Raw genomic sequence first — 15,987 nt, 5'->3', positions numbered from 1 at the left:
GGACCGCCTCAGCAGGCGGCGCCACGGAGCGCCCGCACTGCCGCGCCCCGGGGGACGCGTGGGACTGGCGCGTGCGGTGGGACTCCGTATGGCCAACGTGCTGTCTTCAGGTGAAATCTGGAGGCGGGCGGCCCTGCCCGGGGACCGTTTCGACGCCGAGGGCCGACTGGCGTGTCCGCTGGTCAGGCCTCCGCGTGGACGGTGCCGGCCGGGGAGATGAACAGGATTCGGGGTCCGTTCACTTCCTACACAGACGATCGGCTTGATGGTAGGAAGTCAACGCACAGGGCTCTCCGCTCTCCCCCGAGCCGCACGGAGGCTTCCCATGATTCGCCGGTGGTCGATCCGCTCACGCACGGGTACCGCGGTGGCCGCGGGTTCCGTCCTAGTGCTCACCCTCTCCCTCGCCCCGGTCGCCCAGGCGAGCACGGCGCGCGAGGACCCGCGCGAGCACACCGGGTTCAGCGAGACCGTCGAGATCCCGCCGGGCGGTTCGGTCGCCACGGTCGAGGATCTTGAGCCGCGGCTGGAGACGTTCGACGCCGAGCGCCCGGTCGCCCCCGGTGTCACGCTGAACTCGTTCGAGGCCTACGGGCCGGACGGCTACACCGGGACGCCCACCTGGTTGCAGGCCGACCTGTTGACCGCCGACCTCACCGGCGGGGTCAGTGTCGACTACCTGTTCCCCGGCCGGGTGACGGAGCGGGAGCCGTTGAGCGTCCAGGCGGACCGGGCCGGGGCGGTTGCCGCGGTCAACGGCGACTTCTTCGACATCAACGCCTCCGGTGCGCCGCAGGGCGTGGCCGTGCAGGGCGGTGAGGTGATCCAGTCCCCGGCCACCGGCGACTACCGCGGGTCGGCGGCGGTCTTCACGCCCGACGGGCTCGGCTCGATCGGCGAGGTGTTCTTCGAGGGGACCGTCGAGCTGCCGAGCGGAGAGGCGCCGTCGCTGGACGCGATCAACAAACCGGCGCTGGAGGCCGGAGGGATCGCCGCGTTCACCCCGCTGTGGGGGACGTACTGCCGGTGCCGGGCGGTCGAGGGGGCGACGGAGACGCTGGAGGTCGTCGTCACCGACGGTGTCGTCGCCGAGATCGTGGAGGAGCCGCGCGAGGGCGGGATCGCCGACGATTCCTTCGTCCTGGTCGGTCGCGAGAGCGGCGCCGAGGCGCTGTCCGGCCTGGCCGTGGGCGATGCGGTCGCCGTCGACTACGAGGCACGGGCGGGCGGGGACCAGGAGATCCGCGCCGCGCTGAACGGCCGTCAGCTGCTCGTCGTCGACGGTGAGGTCCAGCGGGCCAGCCAGGGCAACAACACCCCGGGCGCGCCGCGCACGGCCATCGGGTTCTCCGAGGACGGATCGCGGATGTACCTGCTCAGCGTCGACGGCAGGCAGCCGTCGTTCGCCGAGGGCGTCGGCCTGGACGAGCTGGGCGAGATGATGGTCGAGGCCGGTGCGCACACCGCGCTCAACCTCGACGGCGGCGGCTCGACCACCATGGTGGCGCGGGAGCCCGGCGCGGAGCGGGTGCAGGTGGAGAACCGGCCCTCGGACGGGGAGGAGCGCCTGGTCCCCAACGGGCTCGCCCTGTTCGCCCCCGAGGGCAGCGGCCGGCTCGACGGCTTCTGGGTCCAGACCCTGCTCGAACCCGGACGCGGCGACGGCCCCGCCTATGTCGCACCGACCCGGCCCGACCGGGTTTTCCCCGGCCTGAGGCGGACGCTCACCGCAGCCGGTCACGACGAGACCTACGCACCGGTCCAGGCCGATCCGCACTGGCGGTCCGGTGACAACCGGGTCGGCACGGTGGACCGGGACGGCGTGTTCACCGCGCGTTCGGCGGGCACCGCCACCGTCACGGCCCGCCAGCGGAGTGCCACGGGGGACATCGAGTTGACGGTGCTGGGCGAGCTGGCCCGGCTCGAGACCACGTCCGGGCGTGTGGGGCTCGCCGACGCCGAGGCGTCCGCGGTGATCGGGGTGACCGGTTACGACTCGCGCGGGTTCGCCGCGCCGGTCGAGCCGGCCGACGTCGAGCTGGACATCGACGAGAGCGTCGCGCGGGTCTCGGTGACCGAGGACGGGCGGTTCGAGGTCCGGGCCGCCACCGACAGCGGGGCCACGGTCGCCACCGTCCGGGTCGCCGGCGTGGAGACGAGCTTCGCGGTCACCGTCGGCCTGGAGGAGACCGTCGTCGCCGATTTCGAGGACGCCGCCGACTGGTCCTACTTCGGCGAGCGCGCGGACGGAGGCGTCTCCGTGGCCGAGGGGCGGGACGGCGCAGGGGTGGGGCTGACCTACGACTTCACCGCCTCCACCGGGACCCGTACCGGCGGCGTCCTGCCGCCCGGCAGGGAGCTGGAGATCCCCGGCCAGCCGCAGGAACTGCGTGCCTGGGTGCACGCCGAGGGCAACGGGGAGTGGGCCAGCCTCCAGGTCTGGGACGGCTCGGGCCAGCTGCTGCCCGCACTGCGTGCCGGGTACCTCGACGAACCGGGGTGGCAGCAGCTGGTCTTCGAGGTGCCGCCGGGCACGCAGTACCCGCTGTCGCTGCGCCGCCTCTACTTCGCCGAGACCGACCCGGGCGCCGGCTACCACGGCGAGGTGGTCGTCGACGGGCTGACCGCGATGGTGCCGCCGCCGGTGGACCTGCCGCCCGCCGCACCGGTCGCCGACCCGGTGGTGGCGCCCGGCACGACCGTGGCCGGCCAGGACTGGCGGTTCGCCGTCCTGTCCGACGCCCAGTTCGTCGCCCGCGACCCGGACAGCGGGATCGTCGCCCAGACACGGCGCGCGCTCCGCGAGATCCGGGCCAGTGACGCCGAGTTCCTCGTCGTCAACGGCGACCTGGTCGACGAGGCCGCCCCGGAGGACTTCGCGCTGGCCCGGCGCATCCTCGACGAGGAGCTGGAGGGCGAGCTGCCCTACTACTACGTGCCGGGCAACCACGAGGTGTCCGAGGGCACGCTGGACAACTTCCGGGAGGCGTTCGGGCAGACCCGGCACGTGGTCGACCACCACGGCACCAGGTTCGTCTTCCTGGACACGGCGCGGTTCTCCTACCGGGCCGGCGACTGGTCGCAGCTGCCGCTGCTGCGCGAAGAGCTCGACCGCGCGGCCGACGACCCCGCCGTGTCGTCGGTCGTGGTGGCCCAGCACGTGCCCCTGCGCGATCCGCTGCCGACCCGGGCGAGCGAGCTGTCGGACCGCAAGGAGGCGGCCACCGTCGAGGGCTGGCTGGCCGAGTTCCAGTCCGGGAGCGGCAAGGGCGCGGCGTTCATCGGCGCGCACGTCGGCGTGTTCCACGCGGACCGGGTGGACGGCGTTCCCTACGTCGTCAACGGAAACGTCGGCAAGAACCCCTCGGCCGGTCCCGCGGACGGCGGCTTCACCGGCTGGTCGTTGTGGGGCGTGGACACCGGCGGCGATCCCACGGAGGACTGGGTGGCGGCCGAGCTGCGCCCCCACGTGGACGGGCTGGTACTGGAGGCGCCCGCCTCGGTGGGTGTCGGTGAGCAGGTGCGGGTCACCGCGACGGTGGACAACGACGGCACCGCGGTGCCGGTCCTCTACCCGGTGAGCGCCGACTGGTCCGGTTCCGACGGCGTCCACATCGGTCCGGCCGGGGACGCCGGGGCCGATGACGTCGCCGCGTTCGACCCGGCGACGGGCCGGTTCAGCGCGCTGGGGGAGGGGACGGTCGATCTCGCGGTCACGGTGAACGGCGTCACCGAACAGGTCACCATCGCCCTGAAGCCCTGAAGCCCTGAGGTCCGTCCCCCTGGCCACGTGGGGGCGGGGGAGCCGTAGAGGCGCCCCGCCTCTCGGCCGAGCCCACCGTGCTGCCGGTGCCGGGACGCGGGAATCGGTGGCGCACCGGGGACGTTCTCCACGGACATGACCGAGCCGTGGCTGGACCCGAAGACCATCGACCACCTCCTCGACGACACCCGGACCTGGGCCGTCGTCGGCCTGTCGAACGACCCGGGGCGTACCGCCTACCGGATCGCGGAGCTGTTGCAGGCCAGGGGCAAGCGGATCGTCCCGGTGCACCCCGGGGCCGCCGCCGCGGGTGAGGAGGTCCTCGGGGAGAGGGCCTACGCGACGCTGGCCGACGCGGCCGCCGCCGTCGGACCCATCGACGTCGTCGACGTCTTCCGTCGTTCGGAGGCGGCCGGCGAGTTCGCCGACCAGGCCGTCGCGATCGGCGCCGGCGGTGTGTGGTTCCAGCTCGGGGTCCTCGACGAGGAGGCGTTCCGGCGCACGCGGGAGGCCGGTGTGCCGATGGTGATGGACACCTGCCCCGCCATCGAGTGGGGCAGGCGCGGCGCCTGAGCGGTGGCGCCCGGGCGGGCCGGGTGTCGTCCTCCCACGACTCCCGTCCCGCGCCGGGCGGTGTCTTCCCGTGTGGGGGCTCCTCCCGAGGGCCCTGCGCCTGGCGTGACCACACACTGCGGGTGAGGTGTTGCCCTGCGGGCCCCGGGGGATCGTCCGGCCACCGCGGCCTCCCGCGCCGGAGCCCTTCTCACACCCGGCAGGAAGCGATCCGGCGGGCGCCGTATGCGGCGTCCACCGGTCCGCTGGACGTGACCGCCCCCCATGACCAGTGTGAACACCACCGCTCACCGTAAAGGAAAAGTCCTGGGCGGTATCCGCCCGCCCGCAGCCCTGTCCGTGCCCTACCGCAGACCCGTGCGGTGCCGTCCCCATTGCTCGAAGGGCGTCCGACCGGTACCGTGCCGATCCCGGAGCCGTGACTCTGAGAATTCGATCCCGGTATTCCTCCGTGGCCATGGCGTTCCTCTCGCGGTCGACGCCTCTCGACCGCCCTATGCCGTCCCACGCATTGAGTGAGTGCCCGGGAGGCGGCGGTGCGTCTCAGCGGAAGAAAGACCTGGAAATTTCGGGCGGAACTGCTAGAATTCTCCGCAGGCATTATTTCCGGGAATCCGGTGTCCTGCTTTTTCCAAGGCGGAGCGCCGACGGGTTTCGCCGAAGTCCGAACGCCGGTCCCCGCAGCGCTCGTTGACGAGACACCCGCTCCGACGGAAGAGGGTCCACCATGGTCGCCGACCGCCGCGCCGACATCCCCTTCGAGGCGTGGGGCGGCGCGGATCCGCAGTACGGCGGGCTGACCTGCGGTCAGCGTTTCATCTGGGACATCATCGCCGACCTCGCCCCGAACGACGAGCACCTCAACTCCGAGCTCCTGGTGGACGTTCCCGGTGGCACGGAGCTCGGGGTGGTCCTTCGTGCGGTCCGCGCGCTGGTGGAGCGCCACGCCTCGCTGCGCACCCTGTACACCGTGGACGCGGAGGGGGAGCCCGTCCAACATGCGCACGCGCGGGGGACGATCCCCGTGGCGGTGGTCGAGGCGGAGGGGGACGCCACGCGGGTGGCGGAGGAGACCGCGCGGGTGAGCGCGGGCGAGCGGTTCTCCCTGGACGCCGAGTTGCCGGTCAGGTTCTCGGTGGTCACCCGGGACGGAGCCCCCCGGGTCCTCGTCCTCGTCCTCTCGCACATGGTCGTCGACATCTGGGGCCTTCGCCTCCTCGTCGAGCAGACCGGCAGGCTCCTCGAAGGACAGCACCCCGACGACGTCCTTCCCGCCGACCCGTGGCAGCCGCTGGACCAGCTCGCGTACGAGGAATCACCCGCCGGCCGGCGCAAGCTCGAGCGGGCGCACGGGTTCCTGAGTGAGAGCCTGGCCGACGTCCCCGCGGGCCCCTTCCCCGATTCCGCGCGGGTGCGGCCCCAGCCGAACCGCTACTGGATGGGCGAGCTCCTCTCGCAGGCTCCCGACAAGGCCGCGCGCCTCGTGGCCCGGCACATGGGCGTCAGCGCCTCGTCGGTCCTCATCGCCGTCGCGGCGACCACCCTGCACCGGCTCTGCGGGGTGACGGAGTTCGGTTTCTCGCTGCGGACCCTCAACCGCTACGACGCCAGGACGCAGACCGCCGTGGGGCACTACTCACAGGAGCTCCCTCTCGTGCTGCGCCGTCTGGACCGGGAGCTGTCCGACATAGCGGGCGAGGTGCAGCGCAGTGCGGTCTCGATGCTGCGGTGCCCCTACTACTGGCCTCCGGAGATGCGCCGCATGAGGGAGGAGGCCGTGCCCCCCGTGCGATTGAACGCCACGATCAACTACATCGGCAAACCGGGAGGCGGGCCGGCGGAAGCGGAGGACATCCCCGCCGCGGAGCTTCTCTCCGACGCCGGGAACGCCCGGTTCCGATGGCTTTTCGAGCACGGCGAGGAGAAGATCCAGTTCCTCCTCTCCTCGCACCCGCGCAGCCTCTCACTCCTCGTCGACACGGCCTACCTGCCGCCCGAACTCGCGGAACGGTACCTGCGCACGGTCCAGGGCTCGCTCGTGGACCTGGCCCTCTCGGCGGTCCACGGACGGTAGCGGGGGCGGGATCCGACGGCCGCGGCCCGCGCGGACGGGTGGGGCGGCCGTTCCCGCGGTCCGTCCTGCGCCGTGTCCACGGCCGGGGAGCCGACGCGCCCCCTCGCGGAGAGGGGCACGGGGAACCGGCGACCGTGCCGCCGCCGTCGGCGGCCCCCGCGTGCGCGGGTCCGCGCCGACGGCGCGAGGGCGGCCCGGCACGAAGTCCTTTCGTCACCCCTGTTTCCCCGAGGAAGGGCTGTTGACAGTTCTGCGGGCCGCTCAGTACTGTTCACACGAAATGCCAGGAGCACAGAGGGTTGGGCGGTCGATTCATGGGATCCGATGTTCGTGAAATCACCGACGAAAAAGTTCTGGGCGTGGTCGTTTCCGGCCTCCCCGGTTTCAGGAACACCGAACAGCTGACCCCGCAATCGGACCTCTGGGCCGCCGGGATGGATTCCCTGTCCAATATCTCCGTCATGGTGGCGGTCGAAGGCGAGTTCGGTATCGAATTCCCGGACGAGTTCCTGACGCCCGAGGTTTTCGCCAGCGCCGCGAACATCGCGGCGGCGGTCCGCGCGATCCTCGGCGGCCGGGCCGGCTGACGGCCCGCCCGCGGTGCGGGCGGGCCCGGGCGCTCACACCTGCCGCACCGGTTCCAGGCTCACCTCCCGCAGGGTCCGGGCGGACCCCTCGGCGATGCCGATCAGCCCGGCCTCGATGGCGGCGGCCGTCCTGGCCGGGCCGTCGCCGGGCATGAGGCGCTCGCTGGCCCCCACGCCGATCAGCACCCCCTCGCCCACGGCGATCGCCAGGTGCAGGTTCGCACCGGTGCGCTGGCCCGACCCGCGCCACTGGGCCCCGGTGAGCAGGGGGGAGCCCGGCTCGGGCTCCGCGTCCACCCCGCCCAGGAAGTTGAAGTGCCTGGCGAAGCCGGTCGGCTCGGGGTCGGGCTCCCCCTGGTCGCGCAGCCGCGCCGCGAGCGCGTCGACGTCGTAGGAGCCGTGCATGTAGGCCGACAGGCACTGCACGTAGGCGGCTCTGAGGAAGTCCAGGGGGTGGGAGTCCTCGTCGACGGCCACGGTCACCGGGGCGTACTGGTTGAGCGAGCCGACCACCTTCGCCCAGCGCTCGTCGACCCGGTTGGCGGCCATCAGCGCGAAGGTGAGCCTGTCGCGCGCCTCGAACCGGGAGACCGCCAGGGCGCCGACGCCGAGCAGCACGGACTGGACCGACACCCGCAGGTCCTCCGAGAGCTTCCGGGCGGCGGCCAGGCCCTCCAGGCTGTAGACCGAGGCCCGGCGGCGCCTGCTGGTGTCGGCCGGATCGCGGTCCCCCAGGTCCTTCCAGACCCCCGTCCAGTGGCGCAGGCTCCGTTCGCCGGCCTCCGGGCGCTCCCGCTGCTCCAGGGCCAGGTCCAGGGGCTGGGGCCCGGGCTCGGGGTCCCGCCCCTGGAGGAGGCGGCCGAAATCCTCCTCCAGGACGGCCAGCGCGGCGTTGTCCGCCGCGACGTGGTGGATGGCGGTCACCAGGTAGAGGGGTTCGCCCTCGAAGGTGGCCACGGCCGCGCGCCAGGGCCGGCCCGCGTCGACCGGGATCGGTTCGGCCGCGTACCCGGCGGCCAGTTCCAGCGCGGCGGCCGCGGTGTCCTCGGCCAGTTCGGCCGCCGGGACCTGCGACGGCTCGAAGGGGTGCACGCGCTGGGCGGGGGTCCCCTCGTCCGTGTACGAGCTCCGCAGGCCCTCGTGGGCCTCGACCAGGCGCAGCCAGGCGTCCATGACCTGGGCGGTCCCGACCCCGAACGGCACCTCCCAGGCGCTGGTCAGGTTCGCGACCGCCTGTGCGTCCGGGCCGTGCACGGCGAGGGAGCGCAGGACGGAGAGCTGGCCGTGCGTGAGCGGCCCGGTCCGCGCGCTCATGAGCGGGCCGCCTTCATGGCGTAGCCGCTCAGCAGGGTCTGCTGGATCTGGGAGGTGCCCTCGATGATCTCCAGCACCTTGGCGTCCCGGTAGTGCCTCTGCACGGGCGCCTCGGCGCCGATGCCCTGGGCCCCGTGGATCTGGACCGCGTGGTCGGCCGCCCGCACCGCCACGGTCGAGCTCCGGTACTTGGCCATGAGGGTGTGGTGCACGGCGTCGGGGTCGCCCTGTTCCACGCTGACGCCGGCGTGGTGGCACAGCAGCCGTGCGGCCATGGTGTCCGTGGCCATGTCGGCGAGCATCTGCTGGATCAGCTGGTGGTTGGCGATCTCGGTCCCGTACTGCACGCGCCGGCCCGCGTACCGGGCGGACTCCTCCAGGCAGGCCTGCGCCAGGCCCACCGCGCCCCAGGCGGTGCTGTACCTGCCCAGGTCGAGGGCGTTGGAGGCGACGAAGGCGAGCCCCATCCCGGCCCTGCCGAGCAGGCGGGCGGAGGGGATGCGGCAGTCGTCCAGGGTGATGCGGCCCAGCAGGGATCCGCGCAGGCCCATCAGCCCCCGGACGGGCTCCACGGACAGGCCCGGGGCGTCGCGCTCCACGAGGAAGGCGGTGTGCTGTCCCTCGAGCGAGGCGAACACGAGGAAGAGGTCGGCGGTCTGCGCGAAGCTGATCCACTTCTTCTCGCCCCGCAGGACGACCTCCTCGCCGTCCCGGGTCGCGGTGGTCGCGACCGCTTTGGCGTCGCTGCCCACACCGGGTTCGGTCAGGGCGAACGCGGCCGTGACCCCGCCCGAGACGATGGGCCCCAGCCACCGGTCGCGCTGCTCCGGGGTGCCCCACCTGGCCAGGGACAGCGCGACCATGTCCTGGCACGCCACGAAGTTGCGCACGGTCTGGCAGGCGCGGCCGAGCTGCTCCGAGAGCAGTCCGTACTCGACCATGGGCATGCCCGCGCCGCCGAGCGCCTCGGGGACGGTGGCCCCGAGGTACCCCCGCTCCGCGAGCAGGGCGACCACCTCGGGGGAGAGGGTCTGCCCGGCGTCGAAACCGTCCGCGCGGGGGGCCAGGTGTTCGTCGGCGAAGGCGCGGAACTCGCCGAGGCGGTCGGACTGGTGCTTGGTGAGGTGTGTGAGTGTCAACGGGGTCCTCGGCGTGGTGCGTCTGTGGGTCGGTGGTTCGGGTCCGCCCGCTGCGGTCCGCGGGCGGCGCGCTAGTCGGGTCTGCGGGCGGTGCGGGGGTCGTCTCCGCCGGTCAGGTTGGCCAGGACCACCTGGTCGGGGGTGAGGCGTCCGGCCGCCGCCTCGTTGCGCAGGGCGGCGACGGTGGCGGCGGAGGAGTGGCACACGTCCAGCCCCTCCACCTTGTGGAGCAGTGTGCGCGCCTCGACCAGCTCCTCCTGGCCGACCTCGACGATGCCGCCGCCGGTGCCGGCGGCGATGTCCCTCATGTACGGGTAGGTCGCCCGGGCGTCGCCCAGCAGGATGGCGCGGGCGAGGCCGGCGGGGTCCTTGACCACGTCGTCCTCGGTGAGCTCCTCGCGTCCCTCCCGCCAGGCTTTGGCCATGGGAGCGCAGGTGTCCTGCTGGACCATCAGCATGCGGGGCACCGCGGTGAGCCGCCCGGTCGCCACGTACTCCTCGGCGCCCTTGCGGGCCGCCAGCATCCCCATGCCGCTGCTGACGGCCTGCACGACGACGTCGGGCTGGACGTCCATGGAGTCGAAGGCCTCCAGGTAGGTCAGCTTCAGGCCCTCGCGGCGCGCCCAGTTGAAGAAGCCGCCCTCCCACACGAGCCCGTTGTCCTCGGCGAAGCGCTGCGCGGCGCGGCTGGCCTCCGCGTAGCTGCCGTCCACGACGGTCAGGGGGGTGCGTTCGCCGGGTTCGGCGCGGTGGTCGCCCGCGAACTCGCGGCCGCAGAAGAAGTGCGCGCGCATCGCGCCGTCGCGCTCGACGGCGCGGGCCAGGGACGTGGAGCTGTTGCCGGTGCTGGAGGCCACCCACTCCTCGATGCCGAACTGCCGGAACACGGCCAGGACCACGGAGGCGAGCCGGTCCTTGGTGGTTCCGGTCGGCTGGCGGGACTCGTCCTTGACCCAGAGGTTGGGCAGCCCCAGCAGGGCGCCGAGCTCGGGGGCGGGGCGGCAGGGCGTGCGCACGCTGATCCCCGCCGCGGGGAGGAACCGCGGCTCGACCGGAAGGAAGTCCTGGTAGGCCAGTTCCGGCCGGCCGCTCTCGCGCGGTGCGGCGCCGTCCAGGTCCAGGCGGGGGTCGAGCGCGCCCGTACATCGTTCACAGCGCAGCCTGAACTGCGGTTCGCACTGCCATCCGCACAGGAGGCAGGTCAGGGCGAAGGCGGGGGAGGGGGCGGAGGGGTCGGCGTCCACGGGCATGGAGGTCCTTTGCGCGAGAAGGATCGGGGGTCGGGCGCCGGCTCTTCCGGTGGCGGGCGCGGCCGCCGCCGGACGGTTCTGCCGGGCGCGGGCGGGCGGCGCCGTTGCGGGCGGTCGGCTGGTTCGGTTCGGGGTCAGGCCGGCGGGGGAGGGGTGTCGCGACGGACGCGCACCCCCAGCTTCTCGAGGTTCTCCAGGGCCTGGACGAGGCCGGCGCGGTCGTCGGGGCCCTGGCGCATGGTGGTCAGGACGGTCGCCCGGCCGCCGTGCGCCCGCACGCTCTGTTCCAGGGCGGGGGCCAGGACGGGGTGCGCGCTGATCTCGACCAGGACGTCGTGCTCGGCCAGGAGGAGCTCGGTCGCCTCCGCCAGCAGGACGGTGTGTCGCAGGTTGCGCGCGAAGTAGGCCGCGGTCGCCTCCTGCCACGCCAGTTCGCGTCCGGTGACCGAGGAGATCATGGGGAGCCGTCCCGGCCGGGGGCGGAGTTCGCCCACGGCCCGTTCGAGGTCGTCCATGACCGGGTCGATGGCCGGGCTGTGCGCGGGCAGGTCGACGCGGACCATCGCGCACAGCACGTCGCGGGCCTGGAAGTCGGCGACGACGGCCCGCAGCTCGGCGCCGTCCCCGGCCAGCACGGTGGTCCTGGGGCCGTTGTGGGCGGCGACCTCCACCGTCGATCCGCGGGCGTCCAGGTGGGAGACGAGTTCCGCGGCCGACAGCTCGAAGACCGCCATGCCGTTGCCGCGGCCGGCGACGCGGCGCTGCTGGTCGCTGTAGTGGTGGATCAGCCGCATGGCGTCCGGGACGTCGAGGACGCCGGCGATGACACAGGCGGCGACCTCGCCGAGGCTGTGGCCCGCGACCGCGCCCGGCCGCACGCCCGCGTCCTCGAGCCAGGCGGCGATGCCGATCTGGACGGCGCACAGCAGGGGCTGCATCACCCCCACGTCCCCGGACCGGATGTGCGGTTCGTCGAGGTGGAGCTCCTCCAGCAGGGACCAGCCGGTGTGCCGGGCCAGTTCGGCGTCGCACTCGCGCAGCGCCGAGCGGAAGGCCGGTTCGGTGCGGAGCAGCTCGCGCGCCATGCCCGTCCACTGCTGGCCGTAGGGGGAGCACACGAAGGCCACGTTCGGCTCCTGCGCGGCGGCCGCGGCCGGCCTGCCGGTGTCCGGGGCCTGCCGGGCGCCTTCGCGGCCCAGCTCGCTGATGCGCAGGTCGGGGGTGGAGGCCGCGGCCTCCAGCAGGTCCAGGAAGTCCTGTGTGAGCCGCTCGGCGTCCTGGTGGGTGTACAGGTCGCGGGCGTAGGTGAGGCTGGTGTCCACCCCGTTCGGGGTCCTGTCGTCGGTGAAGTCCTCGATCAGCTCGAAGCGCAGGTCGAAGCGGGTGATCCCCTCCTCCACGGGTTCGCGCTCCACCGTCAGCCCGGGCAGTTCCAGGTCGGCGGCGGTGGTGTTCTGGAAGGCGAGCATGACCTGGATGAGCGGGTGCCAGGCGGGGGAGCGCCGCGGGGCGAGCGCCTGCACCAGGTGGTCGAAGGGCACGTCCTGGTGGGCGAAGGCGGCCAGGCACCTGCCGTGCGTCTGGGAGAGCAGTTCGCGGAAGGTCGGGTCGCCGTCGGTCCGGTTGCGCAGGACGAGCGTGTTGACGAAGAAGCCGACCAGGTCGTCCAGCGCCTCGTCGGTGCGGCCCGCGGTCGGGGTGCCGATGGCGATGTCCGTGCCGGCGCCCCTGCGCGTCAGCAGCGCGGCCAGCGTCGCCTGCACCACCATGAACACGCTGGTACCGGTGGAGCGCGCCAGTTCCTGCAGCGCGCGGTGGGTGCGGGCGGGGACGCGGGCGGGGACCCGCCCGCCCCGGTGGGAGGGCGTCGCCGGACGGGGGCCGGTCGCGTCGATCTCCAGCCGGTCGGACAGCCCCTCCAGCTCCTCGCACCAGAAGCGGGTCTGCCGGTTCAGCGGGCTCCGCGGGTCCTGCGGTGCGCCGAGCAGCTCGCGGTGCCACAGGGTGTAGTCGACGTACTGGACCGCCAGGTCGGCCCAGGGCGGCTCCGCGCCGGACCTGCGGGCGGCGTAGGCGGCGCCGATGTCGCGGACCAGCGGCGCCAGCGACCAGCCGTCGCAGGCGATGTGGTGCACCACCAGCAGCAGCACGTGCTCGTGTTCGCCCAGGCGCAGCAGCCGGGCGCGCAGCGGGGTCTGCGCCGTCAGGTCGAAGAGGTGGCCGGACTCGGCGGTCAGGATCCGGGCGAGGTCCTCCTCGCGGACGCGGTCGACCTCCAGGCCGACCGGGGCCTCCTCGGGGTCGAGCACGACCTGCTGGGGCCGCCCGTCCCAGTCCGGGTAGGCGGTGCGCAGGCTCTCGTGGCGGGCCACCAGGTCCTCCAGCGCCCGGCGCAGCGCCGCGACGTCCAGCTCGCCGCGCAGCCGGTAGGCCATGGGCATGTTGTAGTTGCCCGCGCCGCCGTGCAGGCGGTTGAGGAACCACAGCCGCCGCTGCGTGTACGAGAGCGGGATCTCCTCGGGCCGCTCGGCCGGGGCCAGCGGCGGGCGCGGGTCCTGTCCGGCCTCGCCCAGCCTCTCGGCGAGCTCGGCGACCGTGGGGGCGTCGAAGACCGCGCGCACGGGCAGGTCCACGCCCAGGACGGCCCGGATGCGCGTCGTCAGCCTGGTGGCCAGGAGCGAGTGCCCGCCCAGGTCGAGGAAGGAGTCGTTCACGGAGACCGACTCCACCCCGAGGACCTGGGAGAACAGGGAGCAGAGGAGGCCCTGCACCCGGTCGCGGGGCGGTTGGGCACCGCCGGTGCCGGTGGCGCCCATCTCAGATCCCGCCCGCGGCGCGCACGCCCGTGCGGACCGGGTCCGGCCAGTCCTGCTCGTCGGTCCCGAACTGGCTCAGGAAGGCGAACACGAGCCGTTCCAGGCCGAATCCGACGCACCCGCTGTGGGCGGGTCCCACCCCGCGCGTGATGCCGAACGCGCGCCCGAACAGGTCGTCGTGGAAGTTGAACGAGCCGACCGCGATGCTGCGGTCGGGGCCGACGGGGAGCCGCAGCTCGTACTTGAGCTCCTGCAGGCGCTGCGACCAGATCCGCGCGGAGGCGTCGGAGCCGCTGAAGAAGGGGTCGTTGCCCACCTCGCACCAGCCGCTCAGGCCGAGCTCCTCGAGGAAGGCGAAGACCTTGCGCATGTAGCGCTCCCGCGCCCGGGCGACGTCCTCGCGCGATCCGAGGAAGACGATCTCCCGGATGGTGAAGTCCCAGAGCCGCTCCAGGGTGGTGGAGTAGCCCGCCTCGAACCGGAAGGACTTGCCGCGGGAGGTGACCACGTGCAGGTCCTCGCCCTCCAGCGCCCGCCCGCCGTACTGGGCGAAGGTGTGGTAGCACATGGTCGGCGGCAGGCAGTAGTCCACGTTCCCGCACGACTGCAGCACCGAGGGGCCGATGCCCGTCCGGGGGTAGGACTCCTGGAAGGACCGGTAGACGTCGATGTCGTTGTGCAGCCGCGTGACGAACATCAGGTGCTGGGGGAAGGACGTGAAGTACCCGGCCCTCTCCAGGGTCGAGGTCCTGATCAGCGTCGGGTACCGGAACTCGCGTGCGGTGTGGTCCTGCGCCAGGATCCCCAGCACCGCGCGGTCGAAGTAGGCGAACAGGGACAGCAGGGGTTCGCCGACGGCGACCTGGCCCTCGCCGACCTCGGCGACCGCTCCGGCCGCGGCCAGGCGCTCGAACGTGGCGCCGTCCGCGGCGCGCTCGTGCGGCGAGGTCCACACCGACTTGGGCCGGGTCGGCATCTGCGGGCGCACGTCGTTGTCGACCATCCGGTTGACCTTGGCCTCCAGCCCGTCCTCCTCGCAGGGCCCGCGGGTGGTCAGGTCCACCGCCGTCACCGTGTCGCCGTCCCGGACCAGCGCGAAACCGGAGATCTGCGGGGAGACGAAGTACAGCCGCCTCTCGATCTCCGGCCCCAGCGTCCCGGGGACGGGGGTGTGCAGGGCGACGCGTGTGGGGCCGCCGCCGGGCGGGGCCGGCGGCTGGTCGTTGCGGTGCGTGTGGTTCACGGGGGTGCCTTACTCGCCGTTCGGAAGCAGGGGGCGCGCGGGGCCGGGGGCAGCCGGTGCGCGCCGGGGTCAGCTCTGCGCGTTCGTCCTGGACGTGGCCAGGCGGACGAGCCCGTTCACCGTGCGGAAGTTGTCGAAGTCCATGTCGTCCGGGCCGAGCGTCAGCGCGAACTCCTTCTCGACGAAGGCGGCGAGCTGCATCGCGAACAGGGAGTTGACGTAGCCCAGGGCGAAGAAGTCGTCGGTGTCGGCCAGCGGCTGCCCGCCGGTGTGCTCGCGCAGGAACGTGTGGATGCGCTCTCGGGCGTTCTCGGTCGTCATGTCCGTGTCTCCTGTCGGGGGTCGGAAGGGGGTCAGTAGGTGTAGAAGCCCTGGCCGCTCTTGCGGCCGAGCAGGCCGGCGTCGACCATCTTCTGCAGGAGCGGGGCCGGGCGGTACTTGCTGTCGCGGAAGCTGTCGTGCAGGACGGTGATCGAGTTGAGGATCGTGTCGAGGCCGATGAGGTCGCCGGTCTCCAGCGGCCCCATCTTGTGGCCGAAGCAGCCGCGGAACATCTTGTCGACGTCCTCGGCCGAGGAGATCCCCTCCTGCACGCAGAAGATCGCCTCGTTGATCGTCAGCATCAGGACGCGGTTGGTGATGAAGCCGGGGGCGTCCTGGACGACGATCCCCTCCTTGCCGAGGTCCTTGAGCAGGCCCAGCGCCGTGTCCAGGGTCTGCTCGGAGGTGAAGTGCCCCTGGACGACCTCGACCGTGTCCATCAGCGGCACGGGGTTCATGAAGTGCAGTCCGAGGATCTGGGGAGCGCGTCCGGTCACCGACCCCACCCGGGTGATGGGCACGGCGGAGGTGTTGACGCCGAAGACCACGCCGGGGCGGCACAGGGAGTCGATCTCCTCGTAGACCCCGCGTTTGACGTCCCAGTCCTCCGTCACGTTCTCCACGACGAAGTCGGCCTCCGCTAACGGCGCGAGCCCGGTGCCGGTCCGGATGCGTGCCAGCACGTCCCCGGGGGGCTCCGACGGGGTGCGGCCGGTCAGCATGCCGTTGACGAGCAGGTCGCGGCCGATCTGGCTGATCGCGCTGTCGATCTGTGCCTGGGAGACGTCGACGAGGACCACGTCGAACGACGCCTCGGCGAAGGCCTGGGCCACGCCGCGCCCGATGGTGCCGGCGCCGATCACGCCCACGGTGCGCACACTCACGCGGTACCGCCTTTCCTGGTTCG

The 15,987-nt window shown here is 72.9% G+C and carries 11 protein-coding genes; 4 read left to right on the top strand and 7 right to left on the bottom strand.

Annotation, left to right across the window (positions count from 1 at the left end; genetic code table 11):
* Positions 1 to 325: 325 nt before the first annotated feature.
* The 4 genes from ACIRPH_RS09975 to ACIRPH_RS09960 all read left to right on the top strand — a co-directional run bounded on the left by ACIRPH_RS09975 (position 326) and on the right by ACIRPH_RS09960 (position 6,997).
* Positions 326 to 3,763: a phosphodiester glycosidase family protein gene (locus ACIRPH_RS09975; RefSeq protein ID WP_402911875.1), complete on the top strand. Its 3,438-nt coding sequence runs from the start codon at positions 326 to 328 to the stop codon at positions 3,761 to 3,763.
* Positions 3,764 to 3,898: 135 nt separating this feature from the next.
* Positions 3,899 to 4,336 carry a CoA-binding protein gene (locus ACIRPH_RS09970; RefSeq protein ID WP_402911872.1) on the top strand — a complete coding sequence of 146 codons (438 nt, stop codon included), beginning with the start codon at positions 3,899 to 3,901 and terminating at the stop codon, positions 4,334 to 4,336.
* A gap of 727 nt (positions 4,337 to 5,063) precedes the next feature.
* Positions 5,064 to 6,410, top strand: a complete 1,347-nt coding sequence (locus ACIRPH_RS09965) for a condensation domain-containing protein (RefSeq protein WP_402911870.1) — start codon at positions 5,064 to 5,066, stop codon at positions 6,408 to 6,410.
* A gap of 314 nt (positions 6,411 to 6,724) precedes the next feature.
* On the top strand, positions 6,725 to 6,997 hold the full coding sequence (locus tag ACIRPH_RS09960) for a phosphopantetheine-binding protein (RefSeq protein ID WP_402911867.1): 273 nt from the start codon (positions 6,725 to 6,727) through the stop codon (positions 6,995 to 6,997).
* Between the two features lie 33 nt (positions 6,998 to 7,030).
* On the opposite strand, the gene ACIRPH_RS09955 is transcribed toward ACIRPH_RS09960, so the two are convergent.
* The 7 genes from ACIRPH_RS09955 to ACIRPH_RS09925 all read right to left on the bottom strand — a co-directional run bounded on the left by ACIRPH_RS09955 (position 7,031) and on the right by ACIRPH_RS09925 (position 15,964).
* Entirely contained in the window at positions 7,031 to 8,311 is a 1,281-nt protein-coding gene (locus tag ACIRPH_RS09955; protein WP_402911864.1) for a condensation domain-containing protein, read from the bottom strand.
* Entirely contained in the window at positions 8,308 to 9,450 is a 1,143-nt protein-coding gene (locus ACIRPH_RS09950) for an acyl-CoA dehydrogenase family protein (RefSeq protein ID WP_402911861.1), read from the bottom strand. Before ACIRPH_RS09950 ends, ACIRPH_RS09955 begins: the two co-directional genes overlap by 4 nt.
* A 71-nt stretch (positions 9,451 to 9,521) precedes the next feature.
* The gene (locus ACIRPH_RS09945; protein WP_402911858.1) at positions 9,522 to 10,700 is read right to left on the bottom strand and encodes a pyridoxal-phosphate dependent enzyme; all 1,179 of its coding nucleotides are present in this window, start codon (positions 10,698 to 10,700) and stop codon (positions 9,522 to 9,524) included.
* A gap of 134 nt (positions 10,701 to 10,834) precedes the next feature.
* Positions 10,835 to 13,516: a condensation domain-containing protein gene (locus ACIRPH_RS09940; RefSeq protein WP_402911856.1), complete on the bottom strand. Its 2,682-nt coding sequence runs from the start codon at positions 13,514 to 13,516 to the stop codon at positions 10,835 to 10,837.
* Position 13,517: 1 nt separating this feature from the next.
* Entirely contained in the window at positions 13,518 to 14,759 is a 1,242-nt protein-coding gene (locus tag ACIRPH_RS09935) for a hypothetical protein (RefSeq protein ID WP_402911854.1), read from the bottom strand.
* Positions 14,760 to 14,828: 69 nt separating this feature from the next.
* Positions 14,829 to 15,080 carry an acyl carrier protein gene (locus ACIRPH_RS09930; RefSeq protein WP_402911851.1) on the bottom strand — a complete coding sequence of 84 codons (252 nt, stop codon included), beginning with the start codon at positions 15,078 to 15,080 and terminating at the stop codon, positions 14,829 to 14,831.
* 32 nt (positions 15,081 to 15,112) lie between these two features.
* Positions 15,113 to 15,964: a 3-hydroxyacyl-CoA dehydrogenase family protein gene (locus tag ACIRPH_RS09925; RefSeq protein WP_402911849.1), complete on the bottom strand. Its 852-nt coding sequence runs from the start codon at positions 15,962 to 15,964 to the stop codon at positions 15,113 to 15,115.
* Between the last annotated feature and the right edge of the window lie 23 nt (positions 15,965 to 15,987).

Origin of the sequence: Nocardiopsis sp. NPDC101807 (genome assembly GCF_044766605.1) — a bacterium.
GTDB lineage: Bacteria > Actinomycetota > Actinomycetes > Streptosporangiales > Streptosporangiaceae > Nocardiopsis > Nocardiopsis tropica.
The sequence above is the reverse complement of the archived record's forward strand: the minus strand, read 5'-3'. Positions and strand labels throughout refer to the sequence as shown.